Here is a 22,751-nt window from a genome sequence, read left to right as displayed (position 1 = left end):
CCCCCTTAAATATTATATATCCATTGTGAAAGCAGCTTTTCCATTCTCATCGAAGGAATGAACACTGTTAAAGGCTTATTGATATTGCCACAGTTTATTATCCATTTTAAAATCAAAGATAAAGCGTATGTATCTTCATCTAGAGATGACAACTCGTTATATTTCGCAATCAAAAACGAGTTTGGGAAACAATTGGCTGCAAAGCACAGATAACTTTTCTTTTCCTTTAGCTCTTGACCATTGAGAGGTACAAATCTTTTCTTGTTTCCTTTGAATTCTAATTGTCTCGCATATTGTGTGAATGTTGTCCAGCAACGCTCTTGACTAGTTGATTTTGTTTGATTATAAAAATAATTATTCATATTCAATTTTAATTGTTGCACAGCACCACCAGAGTTTTTATTGAACCAAGTTTTACTGTAGTCATATCTATTATTTCCGCTATGAAGCAACTTACCTTTTTTCTCGTGGATTATTAAGTTTTTCTTTAAGAGATGCAGAGTTCTCTCTGAAAGGTTTTTACAATAAAACACATCTTCTACGAAACTAGAAGGAGCTGAAATGCTCCGCATTGTAGTGGAGCTTAGAACATTATACAGACCGTCTGTGTCCTCTCCATCTAGCCACATTTGCTCTATTTTTAATAAATCCTTTTTCTTTTCTACATGCTCCAATATTTCGAATGTGAAATCATTTAAGCTATGTTTATCCCAATCTTTCTGAAGGATATGAGAATGGTGAACCCCATAATGTAGATCATTTATATGTTGTTCCCAACGTTTGAATACATTTATGCTACTTCCTATATATTTTTTTCCGTTATGCTTATTTGTTATCTGATATATTCCTTTCATTTTACCTCCTTATAATTTCTTTTTAAAAAGGAACGATAAACAATATACCGCTCCTTCTTACGTCTTAAATTCAATTGTTAGTTCTCTCTTCAAGATCATTAAAGTGTCCTTCCAGCCTAGAAAATGAATCATTATTGCACTGTTGATCACTTTTTATTTTGGCAACATAGATGCAATTTCTTCAGGTTCATTTGTGTCAATCCATTTTTCTGTCCCGCTCACCACTAATAAGCACCATTAATTGTGATGTCAGTTAGATTTGTTTACCTTCTTTTGGCGTATACAAAGTAAGCGATCCATAACAAAATGACAATGATACACGTTACTATGAAGATAGCCATAATAAGCGACTGTATTCCGCTGCTGAAATAATCTTTGATGAACAGGAACAATAAGAATAAAACAACAAATGTAATGTTCGTAAACCACAATGAGCATCGCTTCATGTTTACAAAGTGCTTGTCCATGTTATAATATGGGTAGTGACTAAAGGGGAATTAATCCCCTTTAGCGTGTTATCTGCGTATACGTTTGCGTTGTCTCTTGCTACGGAGGCGCTTGCGTGTACGCTTTTTATTTTTGCTTTTCTTATTCTTCATCAGGTTTTGAATCTTCTCAGCTATCGTTAAACAGTTGATGATTAAAACCGTGATAGGAATAAGGAAAGCAATTGCTATACCCACTTTCTCAAGCACTATGTACACCTCCTTTCCTATAACTCTATTATAGCACACTTTCCCTACAAAGTCATTTTATTTTTACTCTAAATATGGATTTTTTAAATTATTTTGGACTATTATTTATGGGTGTTTATAGACTATATAAGGCGTGTATGTGGATTGGATACCAATGATATTATAATCAATTTAAAATTGATTCTAGGTGTATTAGAATGCTTCTGATGATGTTATGGTTAGTGTGTTATGGGATGGGTATATGATGATGTGTGGTGAAGGAATTGGATGGAGATGATTAGGCAAGATGAGGATATGTAATGGTGGATGTAACGAGATGAAGGAATATGATTAGAGTGAATATAAAATAGGTGTGTGGATTAGATGAAAAATTATATAGGATAGATAACACTTCGATTCATTCCCTTTCGTTACACACACGATTTATTTTAATGAATGGGTATTCACTTTTAAATTGAATGCTTAATTATTTTTTCAAAAATAAATATTGTTTTTCATTTGGAATTGTGTTAGTTGTGCAAATTTATCAGCCAAATCATAAAAACCCTACATAACGTATCTTATATAGGGAATTAAATACCAATATATAGGGGGTATATTAACATCTAAAGGCCAAAAAACAGGAACAAATGTACCCCTAGCACTTCCATTTCCTCACCCAACTTATTTTTTCACTTTCCCATTTTTCAGCCTGTTTTCGCATCGTAATCTCAATCGTAAAAGCCTATAATATTAATGTTTTTTCACCCCTCATTCTCCCCTTTTTCATCAGATTTTTAACTCAACAACCACTTTTCCTCTCTCCTGTCTACGTTTTACGATCACAAAACACCTATTATCCCCTTTGACAGCTCTAAAACAATGCTATATCAACTAAATAACCCTTTCCGACCTTCATTTACGATAAGCACTTTTTCAGCTCACGATCACCGAGGGGGGTCATAAAAAATCAAAATAAAAAAGCCGCCATAATAGGCAGCCTCCCTTTAAAATTAACGCTTTAGTTTCTTCAGTGCCTCCATATACGAGGTCTTTTTCGATTCTCCGTTCTCTGGTTTCCTCGGTTTGAATAAATCTTCTCTACGTCGATTCTTAGCTTTATAAACAGTTGTTTCTTTAATCTCAGTGTTCCCATTTTCAATTAAATCATCTAACTGCTTCATCCGCTCATTGATCCAGGTTAATCCACTAAGAATCGTTATCGCCCTATTCCCCTTATCATAATGTCCTTTAAATAAGTCTAAGGGCATCTTGTTATCAAAGACATTAAACAGCTCATTATACGAAATATGCTCTGTTAAGAATTCATGAACATCCAGAATAACTCCAGCTCTCATTACATTTGTAAACTCAACTGGAGTGAATATCGAATTGTTCCATGATTTTTGTATATCTTCATGCAGCTTATCAAAATACTTGCCCTCATTTGTAAATTCGGTGAGGTCTGTTTGAGCAATAGTCATGATTCCTGGGGTATCAAAAAGCTGATTTAAATCCTTCCTGTCTAAAGTGCTGATTTTTGACCCTCTTTCTGTGTAATTGAGTAAGACTTCAATTAAATCAAGGAACATCTTGTTTGTTTCCTTGTAAAGCCCGCTCTCTGAAATCTTTCCATCATATTTACTCAAAACCATTTGATTATCCAAAGGTAAAACACATGTATCTGGCATAGATAAGTCATCAAGTAGCTCCAGTGAATTCATCTGGTTAACCAATACTTCATTGTTGTCAGGAAGGATTGGTACAGCAACTATTGTTTTATGGGTAAGACATTCGTTTAACAATTCTAATAATATAGGAGCTACCCCTGAACCGGTTCCACCAGCTGCAGAGAAAACAACAAAAATAACTTGTACTGAAGGTTTTTCCATTGTGTTCTTTATAAACTCAATAGAGGACTCCCAGTTATTTTTCATATGTTTCGCTGCTACGCTTCTGTCTTTACCTACTCCTTCGGTTCCGACCAGATGAAGCTTATCTTGAATATTGATCAATGAATTAAGGTCTGAAAGTGAATAATTTATTGCGACAGAATGAAATCCTCTCTTCATCGCTTCATCTGCTACACTTCCACCGGCCTGACCAATTCCAATAAAGCCAAACATTAAACCCTCTCCCCTTCTAATTGATATCTCAAAGCTTCTTGTCCATATTGAGTAATTAAAACTGTATGCTCTTTACTGTTTTTAACTATATTAATAAACTGCAAGGCCTCTAAACGATCTATGCTCTTTCTAAAGGTAGCATCAGTTAACTGAGTTTTAGCTTGAATGGTTTTCTTCCTAATTGATTTAAACTTTAAATCAGCCCCTTCATCGCTCAATAAGCCTAGAATATACAAATCATTTCGAGTTAAGTTGTCAATTACTGAATCAAAATAAGTATCCATGTGACCCCTCCTTAATATCTTGTGATCTTGAAGTATCTTGGTTGATCTACGATTATTATATTGTTTATTTGTATTTAAATGCAAATATTTTTGTATCTTAATGCAAATAATCACACTCTGCTTGTATGTAAACCAGTCATTTTATAAAATTTATTCAAACAGCAAAAGGATGATTTAAATGGAATATAGGGTTAAAAGTAAGTTGGATTCATTTCTAAGCAGCAAAGGTATCGAAAAAGGCTGGTTAGCAGAGCAAATAAAAGCTGAAAGAGCAAGTATATCTAGATGGTGTAAAAATGACAGCGAGGGATTTGCAACCGTCCTCCCTAGTACATACAATCTTTTATTAATGGCACATATTCTAAATTGTAAAGTTGACGATCTTTTTGAATTAATCGAAATTAAATCCAATTAACTTTGGATTTTTATGTTTACAAGAGTAAAAATAAAATATATAATAAAGACACAACCACATGAAGTGGTCTTTATTTTAAACATTTTAAGAGTAAAAATAAAATAGTATGGAGGTGTAAGATGAAAAAGCAGTATTTATTTAGTCATTTAATGGGGTTTATTGAGGGAAAAGTAGTCGATGGGACAGCAACACCCGAAGAAGAATACCTTTATCAGGATTACAAATGGTACGGAAAGATTAATAAGCAAAGCTTTACATATCGAAGTTTAGTAAATCAATATCTTAATAGCGATTATTAAGTGCTTTCAGAGTAAAAATAAAATAAGTGGAGGGGATTGATTGAAAAGAAAAAAAGACGGATTGTCTAAGCAAGTTCACATATACAGCGTGGACACATCAGCATTTTATAATGACAAAGAAAATTCATTACATAATAAGATTTTGAAGTCTTATAGATACAGAGATTATCTTAAGACATTAGACAATGTAAATAATAAACATAAGAAATACATATCACAAAGAATTACATACCTTAAAGAATGCCTCTATTCCGCATTCGAAGAACATAATAACATAAGAACACTTCGAACTGACAGCTTAAGGGATAATAAAGTGATTTCTTTATTTGATTCAGTGTTGACCCGAACGTTAGGGATTAAAGAAAACAGCCTTTCAGAGGAAATCATGGTTGTCCAGACTTATCATTTTGAAGTATTGAAGGACATTATAGATCAAGGATTCTTACATAACAATGAAAAATACGTTTATTTCACGAGCAGCGCCGGTCAAATTCGTACAAAGAAGTCATGTTTCATTAAAAAAAGCACCTACGATAAGTATCAGGATGCTTTGACATGCGGCTTAAGTATTGAAAAGATAAACTCCCTTGGTGGTAGTAGCATTAATAAATGGAATAGTTATATGGCCTTATCTAACAGCGCCAGTAGCCCTTGGGAGATTGATATTGATAAAGCCATTGTAGTCAACGACTTAGAAACTGATGTGTCGAGTCTCGTTGACTACATTGATCGAGACACCTACAAGATCACACGAAAAACAATGAACATTCCCATTGAGCATACAGATGGCTGCGGAATGATACTTCCCACTCTTAGTCGTAAAAGCTTCATGGTAAGGCTCCCGTGGGTAAAGGGTTTATTAGTCCCTTTTGATTTTCGTAAATTTGCTGAGGAAAACAAAGCTTTTAAAGTAAATGATATATACGGCAAGGAATGGGACGTAGTGAAAGATGATGTTCAAATTATCTTCACTAAAAGCCAGTTTAAAATGTGGAAGTATTATTCATCGTGGGAAGAATATCAAGGCAATTATAAAAAATATGGATGCTTAGGGGCAAAACTCAACGAAGAAGACCCTTCTATTGAAGGTAAACTCACTTATCAAATGCTCCAGACACTTACAGATATCTCAGATGAAGAATTAATTCAAATGAGCTCAAAGACTGTAAAAGAGATTACCACATTGGGAACTGACAAGGAAACCATGTTAAGAGTTCTTGGAGCTACGGAGAAAAAGAAACATCGGACAGCTCTTCAGGACGCTTTACTTCTATATCCAGAACTTCTTAACGATGATCACACGAAAGAAATTATTAAAAATAAAAAGAAAAGCATGATTAAAGATGCCAAATCAGGAAAATTGCTTGTTGATGGTGCTCGTTATACATACTTATGCCCTGATCTGTATGCTTTTTGCGAAAAATTATTTCTGAACATCCAGAATCCAAAAGGGCTTCTCTCAGGAAGTGATGTTCATTGTTCTTTATATGGTGAAGGGTATATTGATATCCTCCGCTCCCCTCACTTATACAGAGAGCATGGTGTTAGGTGGAACAAAAAAGCTGAGGAATATGAAAAGTGGTTCATTACTCCAGGTGTTTACACCAGTATTCATGATCCCATATCTAAACTGCTGCAATTCGACAATGACGGGGATAAGGCTTTAATTATCTCTGATGAGTTAATCGTCAATATTGCCAAGCGTAATATGGAGAACATCGCTCCGTTGTATTATGAAATGTCTGTAGCCCAGAAACAAGAGATTAATAGCAGGAACATATATGAAGCACTTACTCTTGCTTATGGGATCAATATCGGGGAATACAGCAACAACATCACTAAGATATGGAACAGTGACAATATAAATCTGGACGTAATCAAATGGTTATGCATGGAAAATAACTTTACTATCGATTAAATTTATAGTCGCGTCGCATAGCGATATGCGGATGAAAAGTCAGTGAACCTAGAAATCTAGGGTGTACATTCAGCGAAAAGTAGCGATAGGAAATGATCGTCAATGAGTGTGCTAACAGGGGAATTCTAATTAATACATTTTACATTTTTGAACAATGATATTTAAAACAAGGGGGTGACAAAGTGAAGTTTATAAATGAGGATGAGCATAAATATTTGAGCGGGATATATAAGATTGAGCAGATAAGCACCGGCTTAATATATGTGGGGAAAACTAAGATGAAATTTATTAAGCGTTACTGGCATCACACTTGGAAGCTGAAAAACAATTCGCACTGTAATCGACATTTGCAGAATACCTGGAATAAATATGGAGAAAACGATTTCCAATTTCATGTATTGCAAACAGTTGATCCAAACTCAGATATGAACGAATTAGAAACTCACTACATAAACGAACTAGGTGCCTATTTAAATGGCTTTAACATGACCACCGGCGGAGAGGGCAAGAGTAATTGTAAGATGTCTGACTCCACCAAAAGAATTATTGGGGAAAAGAATAGGATTAATAACACCGGAAGAAAGCTTAGTGATGAGACTAAAGCCAAAATGAGTAAAGCGAGAATTGGCAGAAAGCTCTCTCCGCAGCATAAGGAAAAGCTTTTACAATCTAGAATGAATAAAAGGCATTCGCCAGAATCTAGATTAAAGATGCGTCAGTCTCATTTAGGGTCAAAAAATAAATCCTCAAAAATAAATGAAACGAAAGCATACGAGATAAAAGTTCGATTGATTAATGGAGAAAAGATGTTCGAAGTATCAAAGTCAATGTGTGTTTCCTACCCCATCGTTAAATCAATATTAGAGTGTAAAGTATGGAATCATATTCATGTTACTGGGTGGGACGACTTTATTCTTAAATACAAAAGCAAGAAGAAAAGCACTCTTACTTCAAAAGAAGTATTTTGCATAAGAGAACTTCTTAAAAAAGGGTTATCAGCACCCCATGTTGCAAAAATGTGTAACATAAAACCCAATGTTGTCTATGGAATTAAACAAGGAAGAACCTATAAAAATGTAAAATGAATGTAGAATGTATTATATGAAAACCCTGTGCCAAGCGTTTACATCATGCTGGGAAGCACTTGTAAATGAAGGTGCAACGACCATCCTTTATGGAGTAATAATAAGGTGAAATTCCTTATTATGAAGCGCTGACCATCTGTCTAGCACAGATGATGATATGGTCTATTCCCTAATAAAATATCGGGAAACCGAGGGTATCAAAGTTCGCAAAAACCTTATTCATGCCCACCCGTCCTGATCATGTTGATGAAAAAATTAAAGATTACATAAAAAATAAAGTGCCCCACTTCTTTATCAATGCGAAGGATAAAGAAGAACATAGCGTTGAAAAACTGAATTTGAGTACAGTTAACAGGTTAGAAAAAGTTATTCCTTCTGAAAGAATTAATTTTAAATCTGTAGCAGGTTGCTTTGATTACCGTACATTATTGAATAATAAGAATGCTAGATTAGATCAAGCAATAATTAAAGAATATACCAGGCTAGATCGCAACAAAAAGTGGTTAATGAACAGTGATGAAGGAGTTAAACAGGGGCAAAAGCTTTATGTCTATAAGATCATTAAAGATCGTTTAATGGAAATACACTGCAATGAGAAATACATAGTTGATGTTTTAGTCAAACACCTTTATATGAAGAAAAGCAAGTTTAAAACAACATTATGGGAATGCTTTGGTGAAACAATTTTATCTAATATTAGAAGGAATGTTTACAACGAAATTGTATGCATCGAGTGTAGAAAGATAGTTAAAAATCCTAAGCAAAGACAAATAAGGTGTGAAACGTGCCAAAAAAAACATAAACAGTACTTGGATAGACTGAGAAAAAAGAGAAATTCCGCTTGAGTTTGCACTCTTATTTATTCCAACGCTCTTGTTTCTCTTGTGCCACAAGCGTTTGGAGCATTAATCTTTTAAAAAAGATAATCGCCATAAGGGAGAAAGAAAGCTAATTTCCACATATAAGGGTGAGTACGTCTCCCATTTTTCAAAAGAAGCACAAACGTTACCGTAATTATACTTTAACACAAAAATAAGCAAAATCACTAGGAGGAATTAAAACATGAACAAAACAGAATTTGTTGGAGAAGTTGCAGAAAAATTAGGAGTTACTAAGAAAGAAGCTACGCCTAAAGTAGAAGCAGTATTTAATGTAATCGTTGAAACACTTACAAAAGGTGAATCAATCAAGATTCCTGGAGTTGGAACATTTGAGGTTCGTGAACGTGCAGCTCGTAAAGGGAGAAATCCAAAATCGGGTGAGGAAATTGATATTCCAGCTACAAAGGCACCTGCATTCAAGGCTGCTAAAGCTCTAAAAGACGCAGTGAAAGCTTAATATATAAAGTGAAGGACTGGTATCTCTCCCCTCTTTAACCTATGAATGTGGTGGCGGAATAGGTAGACGCGGATAAGCCCGTTACGCAAACAAAGGGAGCAGGGTGTACACCCAAACAACAAAGTTTGTATGCGAGGTGCAAATCCTCGCCCGCATTCATCTCCTGGTTAATTAGAGTTCTTTTATTGATGGCATGGGGGTGTCGTCAATAATAAGCTGTTTACTGATATGTGGGATATCAGTTCTCCGCTAATATTCATTTGTTTGAGGACTTGGAATGCCAGGATTTCGGATAAGTGGATATTAGCGGGGTATTGCCCCATCGTGGATGAAGCTTTTTCTAAACATGTCTATTCTCTCTTTCATACGAACAAAAGCATTAAATTCGACTTTACAGCTACAACTGGTCATTGTAGTTAGTCGGATAATGGTCATTTATGAGGGTTCGAGGTTAACTCGAATCTCTGTATCTAAAAGAGACAGGTAAATGGCTATTATCGGGCTAAATATGCCGATAAGACTTAACGCATTATTGCAAATTGCGACTGAATCCCATCAGGGTCTTATTATGGGAGGCATATAGCCTGAATATTAATTGCGGTGCACTGCTTCGGCTTGCACTTAGGTAAGGCAGATGCGTCTCCCTTCCCTTTAAATAATGCCCTTGTAAGCTTTGATGCTTATTATGCGGTCATCAAAAATTTTTCCGGGTTAGCGAGTCTTCTATGCTCGTAAAATAAGTGAGATGGTTTTTGGGCGATTGATCACCGCTCCCATTTCACAGAAAAGGATTATTTTCGGTCTTGCCTTTTCAATTTCACTTCATCTCCTTCAATGTTCTGAATGGAGGCTTATTCCCATGCACATACCTCCTTACACGGGTCAGAGAAAACTGTGCAAAATAAATGGCGAGCGTTTGAGACGCTTTGTTTCTCAATAAGGCGTGTAACCCGACAAGAGCATTAAAAATGCCATTGAGAAGGCTTATTAGGGTCTTTCCTTCTCAAATTATTTTTCCCTTGGCTCTCAGACTCTGCTGAGCAGTTGGCAAGCAACATAAAAACTTGATATATAAGATGTTGGCAATAGGAACTTTAAACACGTCCCATAAAGTGTGTATTATTTGTTGTCATAGCTCATCTGCCAGGTGTAGAAGGAGAATCCGGTTTTCGCACAGCGATTACCGGTTTTTATGCTCATGTACCATGATGTACAAGGAGTTCCTGAAGACGTCATTATGACGTCTTTTGTTATTTTCGGCTTACTTATAGTTTGTCGACTACAAAGGTTTCAGTCGCTGAACCCGTAATCAGCGTATTCCCTGTCTAACCGAAGGCTTGCGTCCCAACGTGAGCTACTTACGTAGGTGAAACGGGGTTAGAATGTAATCAGAACAAGGTCATCTAAATCGTTAGAAGGTCTTTTTGTGCTTGCATTTTACTTTACCGATCAGCCGGAATGTGCTTCCGAGCCTTCCGGTACGCAAGTAATCAATAATCTCCTTCGGGCGTTTCCCCAACGCCTATCCGACTTATCTTTTCATCTCCTTTATATCCCCTTTTCGGACGTTACCGATGCTTCGGATCATCGGGCTTCCGAAGGAGCTTATTGAACGTAAATAAAACACATATTGGAGGAATTTAATTTGGCTAAGAAAGTTCATACAGTAAATTTAAAAGGTAACTATACTTACATTGATGGGATTATTGAAGAAGAAACAAAAACAGACATCGAGCGTTATGATCTGAATTCAATTTTAAAATCATTTGATGGTCGGAAAGTGAAAATTTCTATTACCGAAGAAGACGAACTTCCACAAATCAATGAGTAGGCGGTGACTGAATGACAGCTATTTTAGATACTGTTTTACAGCGAGAAAAAGACGAATCGTTCACTGATTATCATATTAGGCTTTTCAAGAACAAAGACACTTATCACATTGACACAAAAACAATTGCTGCACTATTAAATAAAGATCAGGGAACCAACTATGATGAAAGCAAATGGCGTAAAGACTTTAAACAATTTGAGCGCTGGCACGATTACTTTATCTCAAAGAATATGAACAAAGAAGTTCAACAAAAACATGAAGAAATTCGCATTGAATCCGAAAAACAAACAATCAAAGCACGAGATCAAAAAAGAGAATATCGGAAATTCATTGCCAATCAAGCACGGTTTGAACAAATTAAAGATGATGTCGTACAAGCTATTGCATCTCTAGAGTCAAAAAGACCCCTTCGCTTTACTTTCCCATCACCTGCTATTGATGAAAAACATGGACTCGCGCTATTCAGTGATTGGCACTTCGGAATGGAAATCGACAACCGTATTAATAAATTCAATAAAGAAATTTTTAATGAGCGTGTGGAACATCTCACCAACAAAGTGATTGAGTACGGTAAACAGAATCATATATCCACACTACATGTAGCAAATCTCGGCGATCTAATCGGAGGGCTTATTCATGTGTCTACAAGAGTTCAAGCTAATGAAGATGCTGTAGAACAAATTAAATATGTATCAGAAACGCTTGCTGAGGTTTTAGCGATGTTGGCAAGTGAGTTTCAAGAGGTTAAGTTCTACAACGTGGCAGGAAATCACGGTCGTCTCTCCCCTTCTAAGAATGATGTGGGGATCAAAGAAAACTTTGAATACCTCATTAATTGGTATCTTGAAGCCAGATTGAAGAATATAAAGAACATCTCAATTGAACCTGAGCAAGACGGATTCATCCCCGCTAAAATCAACAATCAGGAAGTCGTGTTTGTGCACGGCCACTACGATCGTGTTGATCAGTGTGTAACACGATTACCTCAATTACTTGGCTACATCCCTTCTTACATATTCGGCGGTCATATTCATCACAATTATGAAAAAGAGTACGGCAGCACAACAGTTGTAGTAAATGGAGCGCTTGTCGGTGCGGATGATTATGCTATGCAAGGTCGGTTTGGCACAAAACCTTCTCAAAAATTTATGGTTTTTGATGATGCAGGTATTGAGGCTACATACATAATTCGCTTTTAAAATAAAAAGTTAAAGGAATGATCCTATGTCTGCCAATGAATTTATTGAAATATTAGTAGAACAGTGGGACAACCTGTCCCCTGAAAGCAAGAGCACTCTAGTAAATTTGATTGTTAATTGATATAAAACTTTAATTTTATACAGATGAGGATGATGAGGAATGAAAATGACGAATGAAGACTTTAAATATTTAAACAGGCATTTTGAACAGCTTATTAAATTAAGAGAATCTGGCTATAAATGTGATTTTGAGATTAGAACTGTCTTAGATAAATTGCATGAAAAAATGGGTCTTGCGCAAAAAGCAACTATCGGAACATGTTCAATGCCTGGAATTAGTATAAAAGAACCGTCCGTTACTACTTCACAAGGAGTAGTTAATTATTCACCAGCATTTGGGTCATCTAAAGGTGGTACCACCTTAAACAGTCAGAAAGATAAACCTAAGCTATTGATTCTTGGTGAGCCCAGTTTGCTTTTTGAATTTTTCAAAGCATATATTGTACCTGAATCAACTGTTGTAAGATGCAATGCAAGTCGAGATCAAGCTCAGATAATTGCAGAGGAAATTGAGATAACTTTTTTGAAGAAGACGACCTCTACTAGGGGAATGAGATATGATTATAAATTATCTATGTAATTAAAACACATTTTAAGAGCGCCCAGTGATGATTGAAGTCTCCCCTACTTCTCTTTTGCTGGGCGTTTTATAAAACGTGTTTTTTAAAATTATATTGGAGGTGTATGAATGCCTAGAAAAGCTAAAGAAAAGGAAAAATTGATCTGTGCTGCTTGTCAAAAAGAAAAGGACAAAGAGTCAGGGTTCTATAATTCACGAAGCAGTCTGTATGAGAAGACTGGAAAAGTCCCTATTTGTAAGACTTGCTTGAAGAAAAACATTGATTACAACAATATTGAATCAATATATACAGTCTTACAACAGATTGATGTTAAATTTGATCCGTTGTATTGGGAACAAGCTGAAAAGAGAAAAACAGATACATTTAGCGCTTATATGACAATGGCTAATTCCTTGAAGCAATTTAACGGTACTGGTTATAAAGACAGTGTTTTTGAAAGACAACCAGAGAATCCACTTATAGAGGAATCTACGCCTACAAACAATTCTGGTGTTAGCCAACCTGAAATTTCAGATGACCTGATTGATAAATGGGGAATTGGTTACACACCCGATGAGTACCGTCAGTTTGAAAGAAAATACAATAAACTCATTCGAAATTACGGCGAAAAAACCACACTTCATACTGAAGGCTTGCTTTCATATATTCGTTTTCGTGTAAAAGAGGAGCTAGCAACTGCTAAAGGTGATGTAAAAGAAGCTAAAGAATGGGGTTCATTAGCTTCAAAGGCAGCTACAGATGCAAAAATTAATGTATCTCAGTTAAGTAAGAGCGATATCAGTGGTGGAGTCGATGTACTTTCTCAATTATTTGAAGCCGTTGAAACAGAATTGGGCATTATCCCCCTTCTCCCTCGTTTAGCAGCCCAACCATATGATGACGCTGATCTAATCATTTGGGCGATTATAAATTATTACAGAAGGCTCGAAGATAAGGAAAAAGTCGATTACAAAGACATTTACCACTTTTATGATGAAATGCTTGAAGAGGACTTCAAATCAAAAGGATTGTCGCCTGAAGAAATTGATAAACTAAAGAGTGCTCGCAACAATGTTTTCAGAGACTTGGAGAATGTGTACAAAGAACCTCTTTATGACACAGGTGATGAAGATTAATGGCTAGTTATAAAAACTTCACCTCGAAAAACAAGAAGCACACAAAAGACAGAACAGATATTTACGACGCAGCTTTTGAAACCCCTCTGAATCCCGATGACAATTCAAACCTCATTGGCAAGAATATCTCCAAGTGGGCTGAGTTCACCTCATTTATTCGTTTTTATCCAGACATTTTTTACGATATGTTGAAACCCGAAGTCGGCGGAATTGAGCTGGATTTATACCAAAGAGTTATGATGAGAACACTCAGTCGCTTCCCACAGAACTACTTCTGTATTCCACGTGGCGGATCAAAAACGCTTACCCAGATCATGGTTGCTTACCATACAGCTATTTGCTTCCCTAATGTAACATTAGCCATTACCGCTTCCACAAAGGAATCGGCGGTAAAAATATGGAAAGAAAAGCACGAGGAAATTTTAAGGTTTTACCCTTCCATTAAAGATGAAATCAAGAGTGAAAACTTTTCAAAAGACAGTGGGCGAGTTGAATTTCAAAACGGGGCGATCATCGATAACCTGGCAAACGCCCAATCCTCTAAGGGTTTACGTAGAAGACGTGGCTCCTTAGAGGAATCTGCCTTGATTGATAAAGATTTATACGATGATGCTATCGAGCCGATTTTTAACATCCCTCGTACAACCATGACTGGCGAAATTGATCCCGCTGAATTAAATGGTCAGATTAACCGATTCTCTACATCTGGATACAAAAACTCAGATGAGTACGAAAAAATCCTTACGATGGTTAAGGAAACTGGTGATCTTAAAGGATCCTTTGTATTCGGATCAGATTGGCGCATTCCTATTCACTTTGGCCGTCAAAAAATGTCTGTTATTAATAAAGCAAGACAAGGGAATGTAACTCGATTCCGTCAGAACTATCTTTGTGATTGGATTGGCGCAAGTGACGGTGCTTTAATTAATATCAGTAAATTGATCAAAGCTAGGACAATTACCCACCCCGAACTTTCTTGTCCTAGAGATAAAAATAAGAACTTCTTGCTACATGAATATGTAATCGGGGTTGACGTAGCCCGCTCTGCAGCTGAATCAAACAATAAAACAGCTATCGTCGTTTTGAAGATTATCAGAAACAGCAACAACCTCATTAGACAAGTTCAAGTAGTCAATATCATAGAGCCGCCAAACGGATTGAGTTTTAAAGAACAATCAATCATGGTAAAAAGAGTTTTCAAAAACTATGGAGGAAATCAAGATACTTCCCTCTCGAGAGTTAAAGCTGTTATTGTCGATGGAAACGGAGTCGGTGGCGGTTTAATCGACCGGTTATTAGAGGATGTTACGGATCCGGAGACCAATGAAGAACTTGGATGCTGGGCTACAATAAACACTGATCAAAAGCCAGATGTCCCAAATTCGCCGGAAATCGTTTACAACCTAAAATCCCAAGGTATTAACCAAGACATTATTACTCAATTCCTGGATTATGTAGAGTCCGGAAAATTGAAGTTGCTAAAGTCCTATGATGACATCAAGAACCAAAAAAGCATATCTGATGATGTAATGATTGAAGCAGCATGTATTCAAACTCAATTATTCATTGACGAAGTTGCAAACCTCAGAATTAAAAAGACACAGAATTCTTTCACTGTTGAGCAAGTTGTAAAAAGAATTGATAAGGATAGGTACAGTGCAATTGCTTATGCGCTGTATTACATAGCTTTATTTTTAGAAAAGGAAGAATCCGATGATGAGTATTCATTTGGATTCTTTTTTAATTAGAAAATGAGGAGGTGAATAATGACTACACCTGAACCACAGTCATCATATGAATTTAATACAAATTTAGCGCCGCTTGATTCGTTGTTCTTTAATGATTTATTTAACGGCATTTCTTACGACAAAGTTAAATCATGGCTGAAAGACCACAACGTTTACAATAAACAGATTAGGGATGCCTCTAAATTGCTTTATAACGCAAATGGTGTGTATAGAAACGTTATTGACTACATGGTAGCCCTCCCTACTTTAGACAGAGTTATTTTGGGAGCAAGTAAAGTAGCTGATTTCAAATTGAACAAACAAAAGTTCAATCTGGCTTTAAGGAAAATCAGCGACAAAAGTGTTGTCAGGGATGCATTAGGAAAACTCAGCAAATATGGCACTGGTTTTTATTATTTTGATTCTGTAGCCAATGATTCTTTTCCCACCACTCTAAGTGACAATGAGATCGGATCAATAAGTGAATCAAATGCTATTGATGACTTTAATTGTTCCGTCCTCCCCCTTCCCCTCGATTATTGCAAAATTATCGGCAGGAAAAATTCCTCTTATCAGTTAGCCTTTGATGTCTCCTATTTTGACAAGTTCACAAGTAACGGGAGATCGCTCAAGCTTAGGCGATGGCCAGAAGAAATCAGACAAGGCTATAGGGCTTATAAGAAAGACCAAAATCGAAAATGGTTAGTTCTTGATAACAATAAGACTATTGCTGTTAAAGGAAGTAGCGACATTGAAGATCAATGGGGACGCCCAATCGGTTTATCCGCATTTATTGATATGGTTTATGATGAATACTTTGTTGACACTAAACGAAACATTTTAGATGAGCTCAACAGCACTTTAATTTATCAGACTTTCCCTGAAGGTGATCAAAAAGGCAAATCAGCCTTATCTCAAAAGCAACAGGAGCAGCAACATGAGAATATAAAAAAAGCGTTAGTTGCTAAAGGAAGCGTTAAAGGTGTTAAGTTCTTCTCTTTGGCCTCTGGAACAAAATTAGACAAGTTGGAAACTAATGTAGATTTCTTGAAGGTTAAAGGTGAAGACGAGCTCATTAAACGAATCACTACAAATTTAGGATTTGCTGGATCTGCTCTCAATGGTCAAGACGGTAACTACTCTTCTCAACAAACCAATATCGAGATGGTTTCTTCCCAAATATTCTCCTGGTTAGAACAAATTCAAAGTGAGTTTAACAAGGTGATAAACGCCAATATCATCAAAGATCCTCGCTCTTATATTGAGGTTTACTACCTCCCTCTTACACACGTTAACAGGAAAGAAAAAGTCCAAAACATGAAAGACCTTTATACAAGTGGTCGAGGTAGCCTTATTGCTTGGATAGCCGCTACTGGATGGAATCCTGATGCTTACTTATCCCTAATGGAATATGAAAAAGACGAAGGTTTTGATGAAAAATTCCCTGTTCATGCGACCTCTTTCACAATGAGTAAGAATAACGATAAGTCAGCTGGCGCGCCTGAGATCGATAATCCCAAAAATGAAAACACGATTAAATCGAAGACAAATAACAGTAACGGAACGCCTTCTGGCTCTTGAGAGGAGGTGATTAATATTTGAAAAGCACGATTTTAGAAATTAATAATCAGAAAAAAACCAGTGGTCAAACATACATCAAGTGGGTCGTTCTTGAAATTCATGAAAACAATACTCAGTTTAACAAGAACGGTATTACCTGGCTGGAGAAATACATAAACGCTAACCTTGAATCAATCAAGTTAATGCCAATTTGCGCAGAATTCTTGGATGATGAAAACAGTGAGCCATTCGGACACGGTTTAACAGAAGTCAAGGACGGCACCCCTCTCTTTGAAAACAGCGCAGTGGTTGGTACGACTACTAATGCTTACATTGACACTATAGATGTTAATGGCGAGCCAAAAAGAGTGTTAATAGCTGAAGGCTTCCTATACAACCAGCGCTATCCTAAATTTGTTCAATGGTTAAAATCAAAAATGTTTGATGGTGATTTCCCTGAGACCTCGGTTGAAATAGCAGCTGTAGAAGGCTCAGATGCAATTGAATATGAAGGTGGCTGGAAAGAGCAAGGGCGTATACCTATGAAGTTTGACTTTACAGGTGATGCAATTTTAGGTATCGATCCTGCAGACGACGCTGCCATTTTACTTGAATTAAACAGTAACAAAAAGGAGGATAATTTAATGCCAAAATCTCAAGAAGAAGTAGTCCTTGAGTTAAACAACAAACTTGATAATAAGAATAAAGAAATTGGAGAGTTAAATCAAAAAGTTGAGAAACTCACTGAGGATTTAAAGCAAAAAACTGAAGAACTGAATGCCGCTGTTAAAGCTGCAAAGGATGAAAAAGCTAAGGCTGATGCAAAAGAAAAAGAAGCGCAAAAAGCTAAGGATGAAAAAGCCAAGGCAGATGAAGAGCTTAATTCTTTAAAGGAATTCAAAAACAAGGCGGTAGCCGAAAAGATGCAAGGAGAGCTTAACCAAGCTTTAAAGGAATATTCTCCTGAAGAAAAGGATGTCGCAAAAGAGAAAATTGAAATGTTCTCTAAGTCCCCTTCTGTCGAGCTTAAAAACGAAATTATTTCTGAAATCAACTCAGCAATCGCTCGATCCTTCATCGCTGAACGCTCAAAGAAGCAAGCCTCTGAGACTAATAGCACAAATTTCGATATTTATTCAGAAGTTCGTGATTCTGGGCAACAAAGTTCAGTGACTATTGATGATCTTTATTAAGATAAAATAACACTTTTATAAAATTTAGGAGGAATACTCAATGTTCAAATTCGGAACAATTGGTGCTTATAAACAAGTACGAAATAATCCACGCTGCAAGGCTAGTGTCGATTTAGTCCCTGGTCTAGTCGTAATTCCTAACGATTCTTCTGGTAACGCATTCCCTCCAGGTGCATCTTCAACTGCAAAAGGAGATGTGTATGTGGTTGGAAACATTATTGATAAACCTGAAATTCGCAATAAAGAAGACTTCAAAGTTCTAAAAGGTGAATATGTCCTTGCATTTAATTTAGCAGACTTAAAAGGACTGCCAATTGAACTCAGCTCAGACGTGGTAGTTGATTATGATGCGCTTGTTAAAGATGACGTATTGGTTCCTGCTGCGGACAAAACAGGTAAATGGGTTAAAGCTGGCGATGACGTTGCGGAGTTTAAAGTATCTCTAAAAGTCTTAGAGAAAAATACATTTGGCGGAAAAGGTTTGTACCTAACAGTACAGGCTTAATTAATATTCTGGAGGTAATTATTAATGTTTACAGTTGAATTAAACAATGTTCAAAAAGACTCAAACCATTATGCAAATGCTAAATTGAATGCTAAGTCCCCTATTGTAGAAATCTTTTCTGCAGCTGCAACGGGTCAAGATCTTTCCAAGTTTGGAGCAAAAGCCAATGCTGCTATGACCCATGTGAAGGAACTAGCTTCCAAAGCTCTTATGGGCAACCCTGTAGCTAAAGCCGAGATCAACACAATTGTGCGTTATGCCATTGAGCCTAAGCTTATTTCAGCAATTAAGCTATTTGATTTTATGGGCACATTTAGAACTATTGGCTATGATCAGCAACCAATGATGACAACATACGCGCATGAATCCATCCGAAGCCAATTCCAAGCTTCCCGCGGTGACGTACCGTTCGCTACTACAACTTGGAGCGAATATCCAATTGGAACTCAAACCATTTCTTCTGGCTATGCTGTTAACTATCGTGAGATTCAAAGTGGAAACCTCGATAAAGTAGCAGAAGGCATGGAGCAAGTTCAAACAGATATGATGAACAAAGCAATGTACTATGTTGTAAATGAAATGTTCAATGCAATTAAAAATGCAACAGGCGTTAAATACTTTGCTGAAACTGAAGGTATCACCAAATCATCTGTAGACGATATTATCACAAAGATTCGCCGATTTGGACAACCTTCTATTGTTGGTGACTTTTCTGTTGTTTCTCAGTTAAATGACTTTGCAGGGTTTCAGGCTGTAGCCGGAGATGCTTCAAGCACTAAGCTCCCTCAATCTGTGATGGATGAGATCCGAAGAACAGGATTGCTTAACACTTATAAAGGTTCTTCTGTTGTAGAATTACCTAACGCTTATAATCTTACTGAATTAAATAAAGCCGGCGACAACTTCAAAACATATCTTCCTGAAGGACTTCTTTTCTTCGTTCCTCAAGGTAAAAAATCCCCTCTTCAAGTATTCCAAAAAGGCGGACTTACTTCAATGAATGGTAACGACATTATTACTGGAACAGAGATTACTCGTTTTGATATGGAAATTGGGGCTGGTGTAGCAAAAGGACAAGAACATCAAATTGGTCTCATCAGAGACACAAAATATGAATTACCACAAATTTAAACAATTTAAAATCTAGGAGGGCTGTGTCCCTCCTTTTATTTTTGGAGGGATTACATGTCTTTTAATTTAGATAAAAAGATCACAATTAAAAACCTATGTCCATGGGATTTATATTTCCGAAAGATTGACACTCACGGAGACTTCAGATTGCCAGCCAATGGGATTAGACAGATTACAGCTGGAGAAGTGCAATCCCAAGTCTATGACAATACCTCGCTATTCACTGGAACTGACGGTCAAGGTACTCATGCCAAAATCTATATTGATGACAAAGAAACCCGTGTACACTTAGGTTTTGAGACTGATGATAAAGACGATAAGCAAGAAGTTGTTACTGTAGAACGGATTAAACAAATCTTGGGGTATAAAACACAAAAAGCCTTCGAAGAAAATGTTCAAAAAGAAATTTTACTTGAGTCTGAAAAAGCTCAGCTGTTTGATGTGGCTAAAAAAGAAAAGATTAATGACTACGCTAAGATTAAGTTCATTGAAGAATACACTGGATTTAAATTTGATACTCAATCATAAGGGGGTTAAATCTTGACTACCTATGATGAAATCATAAACGTTTTCCATTCAAAGTTTCAGTCAAATGAAATATTACCAGATGGACTTGAGTATCAGTTTTTCAAGAACGCTATTGGTGAATATGAAACAGATTTAACTGAACTGGGTTTTGATAAAGAAACAAAAGATTTTAAAGAACCCCTCTCCCCTGCTCAAATTCAAATTTTAGGAAGACTCATGTACAAAGATTATTTAGGAAGATATCGAGACAGAGCCTTAAAATTAAACAACATTGTAGGAAGAGATATTCAATTGACAGGTTTATCTAATACTAAAGCTCAGGTTAATAGATCCTATGAAGATCTTGTCGATGAGATTGAAAAAAAAATGAGCAAACTAAAAGTGAATAATTTTGATTGAGGTGGTTCGGTGTCTGTAGATTGGTATCTTACCTCTTCTTCAAATTATTTGAGTGGCTGGGAAAATGAAGAGTTTAATTCAAACAAGTATGAAATTTTCAAAGAAATCTTAGCAAATTCACCTGAAACTTACGATATTAAATTGAATGGCAAGCCTGCACAGGTAATAATTCAAACCACTCAGGACAGTGAAACAAAAAAAGTCCTTACAGTTTTAGGTTTATTAAATCGTGGTGACTTGATTTTGTATGACGGTAGTTACTGGTTAGTTAATTCACGCCCTACCGATAACAAAATGAATGACAGTGCTACTATGCGGCTTTGTAATTCATCAATTAGTCTAACATCTTCTGACAAACTAATTGATTCCGGAAAGATCGATGAAGTTACAGGGAGACCGATAAAGATTAAAGTGCCTGGTGAGAAGGTTGACATCCCGTGTGTTTTAGAACGGACAACCTCAACAATTGGATCAGAATTGGCTATAAATATTCCTGAAGGGCAAGCACATGTCACCATCCCCTTTTTAAAACATGAAAAATTAAAGAAGGGTCTTTTTCTTTCTTTTTATGGTGAGGAATTCCGTGTTGATGATATAGACTATTCCAAGGTCTATGGAGACACCGGAACAATTAGACTTATAGCCAAAAAGAAAGTTGGAGGTGATAGTGAATGAGTATGATGGTCGAACATATGACAACTGTATTCAGAACCATTATGAATGATACAGAATTGAATCGTCTTTTATATTATAAAGATGACCCTCTCTCCTCTTCTCTCCCTGACGTTCAGACGTTGGAAAATTATTATGATCCAGTTGATGATTCCCCATCGATATTAAGCTCCATAATTAAACGTGCTCCCAAAACTGATGATTTAACCGATCAACCAATTTGCAGGCTTTGTGTTTATCTTGGCAATGGAATCCCTAAACCCTCAATCCAAAGTGCGATGCTGCTAGATCAAGATTTGATGATTGATGTTTATACACACATTAACACCTATGAAGAGACTGAATTCAGGAACCTGAAAATTACTGATCGTATTTGTGACATGCTCTTCAATCAAAATTTTGCTGGTATCGGTAAAAATGTTAAATACACAAGACTGCTCATATCGAATGCACCTGAAGGGTATTTGGGATACAAATTAATATTCACTTTCGGAGCTATGAAATGATTGATATGGAGTTTTTCATTACCGGAGAACCTATCTCTACAGAACTTGGTGAATGTAGATTCATTAAAGTTAAAGAGTATGGTCAGTTAGCCAATTATTTAAGGCTAATCAAAATGTCCAAAAAAGAGATTATTTACGTTTATAGCAAAGAAGATGTTAATCGTTTCGGGGAACTTGATGAGCTTGTTGCTGAATTAAAGAAAATGACTCTTTATGAAATTTCGGGTACCCTTCCTAATTTTCAAGAAGCCTATAGCACAGTGTTTTCTAAAATGTTCAATGGAGAAGAAATACTGGATAAGCTTACTCCAGACAACTTCGATTCCATTAGAGAACTTGTATTAAAAATGTGTTGTTTGAAGGAAGAAAAAATAAGCTCCAATCCTGAAATTCAAAAAGCTAATGAGCGAAGCAAAAGAGTCAAGAGTCAAGATGGTGATTCAGTTGATATGGCAGATATCATTAGCACAGTGTCGACTTATACAGGCTACCTTTATAAAGACATTAATGACATGACCCTGTTTCAACTTTATATGACTTATCACCGGATTGCTCAATTCAAGCAATATGACACTTCTACCCTATTTGCTACAGTTTCACCAGAAGCAGGCAAGAACATTGTGAACTGGGATAAACACATTGACTTATTTGAGGAAGAGAAACATTACATAAGCCGGGATAAATTTATAAATGAGACCAAAGGTCTTTCTAAGGGCAGCAAATAGCTGTTCTTTTTTATTTTAAGGAGGAA

23 protein-coding genes and 1 pseudogene are annotated in these 22,751 nt (G+C 36.3%); 20 read left to right on the top strand and 4 right to left on the bottom strand.

What is annotated here, in order from left to right; all coding sequences use genetic code 11:
* Nucleotides 1–5: 5 nt before the first annotated feature.
* From BGM27_RS08825 to BGM27_RS08810, 4 genes are all read right to left on the bottom strand, one after another.
* Nucleotides 6–854, bottom strand: a complete 849-nt coding sequence (locus tag BGM27_RS08825) for a GIY-YIG nuclease family protein (protein WP_014417888.1) — start codon at nucleotides 852–854, stop codon at nucleotides 6–8.
* Nucleotides 855–1,369: 515 nt separating this feature from the next.
* Complete coding sequence (gene yonT, locus BGM27_RS08820; RefSeq protein WP_020954162.1) at nucleotides 1,370–1,549, bottom strand: type I TA system toxin YonT; 180 nt, start codon at nucleotides 1,547–1,549, stop codon at nucleotides 1,370–1,372.
* A gap of 992 nt (nucleotides 1,550–2,541) precedes the next feature.
* Nucleotides 2,542–3,654 carry an FtsZ/tubulin family protein gene (locus tag BGM27_RS08815; RefSeq protein WP_020954163.1) on the bottom strand — a complete coding sequence of 371 codons (1,113 nt, stop codon included), beginning with the start codon at nucleotides 3,652–3,654 and terminating at the stop codon, nucleotides 2,542–2,544.
* Entirely contained in the window at nucleotides 3,654–3,938 is a 285-nt protein-coding gene (locus BGM27_RS08810) for a hypothetical protein (protein WP_020954164.1), read from the bottom strand. The genes BGM27_RS08815 and BGM27_RS08810 overlap by 1 nt, the downstream gene beginning before the upstream one ends.
* A gap of 178 nt (nucleotides 3,939–4,116) precedes the next feature.
* Between BGM27_RS08810 and BGM27_RS08805 the strand changes: the two genes are divergently transcribed.
* From BGM27_RS08805 to BGM27_RS08705, 20 genes and pseudogenes are all read left to right on the top strand, one after another.
* Nucleotides 4,117–4,353 (top strand): helix-turn-helix domain-containing protein, encoded by a 237-nt coding sequence (locus BGM27_RS08805; RefSeq protein ID WP_020954165.1) that lies wholly within the window; start codon nucleotides 4,117–4,119, stop codon nucleotides 4,351–4,353.
* Nucleotides 4,354–4,472: 119 nt separating this feature from the next.
* Nucleotides 4,473–4,652, top strand: coding sequence for a hypothetical protein (locus tag BGM27_RS08800; RefSeq protein ID WP_020954166.1), 180 nt, complete (start codon nucleotides 4,473–4,475; stop codon nucleotides 4,650–4,652).
* A 40-nt stretch (nucleotides 4,653–4,692) separates the two neighbouring features.
* Nucleotides 4,693–6,567, top strand: a pseudogene (locus tag BGM27_RS08795) (RNA dependent RNA polymerase); the annotation flags it as partial.
* A gap of 185 nt (nucleotides 6,568–6,752) precedes the next feature.
* Nucleotides 6,753–7,655, top strand: coding sequence for an NUMOD3 domain-containing DNA-binding protein (locus BGM27_RS08790; protein ID WP_020954167.1), 903 nt, complete (start codon nucleotides 6,753–6,755; stop codon nucleotides 7,653–7,655).
* A gap of 221 nt (nucleotides 7,656–7,876) precedes the next feature.
* Nucleotides 7,877–8,500 carry a hypothetical protein gene (locus BGM27_RS08785; protein ID WP_041482313.1) on the top strand — a complete coding sequence of 208 codons (624 nt, stop codon included), beginning with the start codon at nucleotides 7,877–7,879 and terminating at the stop codon, nucleotides 8,498–8,500.
* Between the two features lie 217 nt (nucleotides 8,501–8,717).
* Nucleotides 8,718–8,993 carry an HU family DNA-binding protein gene (locus BGM27_RS08780; RefSeq protein ID WP_020954168.1) on the top strand — a complete coding sequence of 92 codons (276 nt, stop codon included), beginning with the start codon at nucleotides 8,718–8,720 and terminating at the stop codon, nucleotides 8,991–8,993.
* Nucleotides 8,994–10,638: 1,645 nt separating this feature from the next.
* Entirely contained in the window at nucleotides 10,639–10,824 is a 186-nt protein-coding gene (locus BGM27_RS08770; RefSeq protein WP_019712268.1) for a YonK family protein, read from the top strand.
* Nucleotides 10,825–10,835: 11 nt separating this feature from the next.
* Nucleotides 10,836–12,023: a metallophosphoesterase family protein gene (locus BGM27_RS08765; RefSeq protein WP_020954169.1), complete on the top strand. Its 1,188-nt coding sequence runs from the start codon at nucleotides 10,836–10,838 to the stop codon at nucleotides 12,021–12,023.
* Between the two features lie 166 nt (nucleotides 12,024–12,189).
* A complete protein-coding gene (locus BGM27_RS08760) occupies nucleotides 12,190–12,663 on the top strand; it encodes a hypothetical protein (protein WP_417860401.1) in 474 nt (157 codons plus the stop codon).
* A gap of 108 nt (nucleotides 12,664–12,771) precedes the next feature.
* Entirely contained in the window at nucleotides 12,772–13,779 is a 1,008-nt protein-coding gene (locus BGM27_RS08755) for a hypothetical protein (RefSeq protein ID WP_020954171.1), read from the top strand.
* Complete coding sequence (locus tag BGM27_RS08750) at nucleotides 13,779–15,527, top strand: terminase large subunit (protein ID WP_041482314.1); 1,749 nt, start codon at nucleotides 13,779–13,781, stop codon at nucleotides 15,525–15,527. Before BGM27_RS08755 ends, BGM27_RS08750 begins: the two co-directional genes overlap by 1 nt.
* An 18-nt stretch (nucleotides 15,528–15,545) precedes the next feature.
* Nucleotides 15,546–17,087, top strand: a complete 1,542-nt coding sequence (locus BGM27_RS08745; protein WP_020954172.1) for a hypothetical protein — start codon at nucleotides 15,546–15,548, stop codon at nucleotides 17,085–17,087.
* Between the two features lie 17 nt (nucleotides 17,088–17,104).
* On the top strand, nucleotides 17,105–18,259 hold the full coding sequence (locus BGM27_RS08740) for a hypothetical protein (RefSeq protein WP_020954173.1): 1,155 nt from the start codon (nucleotides 17,105–17,107) through the stop codon (nucleotides 18,257–18,259).
* Between the two features lie 40 nt (nucleotides 18,260–18,299).
* On the top strand, nucleotides 18,300–18,764 hold the full coding sequence (locus BGM27_RS08735) for a hypothetical protein (protein ID WP_020954174.1): 465 nt from the start codon (nucleotides 18,300–18,302) through the stop codon (nucleotides 18,762–18,764).
* Between the two features lie 24 nt (nucleotides 18,765–18,788).
* Nucleotides 18,789–19,895 carry a hypothetical protein gene (locus tag BGM27_RS08730; RefSeq protein WP_020954175.1) on the top strand — a complete coding sequence of 369 codons (1,107 nt, stop codon included), beginning with the start codon at nucleotides 18,789–18,791 and terminating at the stop codon, nucleotides 19,893–19,895.
* Between the two features lie 54 nt (nucleotides 19,896–19,949).
* Nucleotides 19,950–20,423, top strand: coding sequence for a hypothetical protein (locus tag BGM27_RS08725; protein ID WP_020954176.1), 474 nt, complete (start codon nucleotides 19,950–19,952; stop codon nucleotides 20,421–20,423).
* Between the two features lie 12 nt (nucleotides 20,424–20,435).
* Nucleotides 20,436–20,822 (top strand): hypothetical protein, encoded by a 387-nt coding sequence (locus BGM27_RS08720; protein WP_020954177.1) that lies wholly within the window; start codon nucleotides 20,436–20,438, stop codon nucleotides 20,820–20,822.
* Nucleotides 20,823–20,831: 9 nt separating this feature from the next.
* Nucleotides 20,832–21,497, top strand: coding sequence for a hypothetical protein (locus BGM27_RS08715; protein WP_020954178.1), 666 nt, complete (start codon nucleotides 20,832–20,834; stop codon nucleotides 21,495–21,497).
* Nucleotides 21,494–22,000, top strand: a complete 507-nt coding sequence (locus tag BGM27_RS08710) for a hypothetical protein (RefSeq protein ID WP_041482315.1) — start codon at nucleotides 21,494–21,496, stop codon at nucleotides 21,998–22,000. Before BGM27_RS08715 ends, BGM27_RS08710 begins: the two co-directional genes overlap by 4 nt.
* Nucleotides 21,997–22,725: a hypothetical protein gene (locus BGM27_RS08705; RefSeq protein WP_020954179.1), complete on the top strand. Its 729-nt coding sequence runs from the start codon at nucleotides 21,997–21,999 to the stop codon at nucleotides 22,723–22,725. The genes BGM27_RS08710 and BGM27_RS08705 overlap by 4 nt, the downstream gene beginning before the upstream one ends.
* The last annotated feature ends 26 nt before the right edge of the window (nucleotides 22,726–22,751 follow it).

It is taken from the genome of Bacillus sp. FJAT-27001, from assembly GCF_019039175.1.
Taxonomy (GTDB): Bacteria; Bacillota; Bacilli; order Bacillales; family Bacillaceae; genus Bacillus; species Bacillus velezensis.
This window is presented reverse-complemented; position numbering and strand designations above follow the sequence as displayed.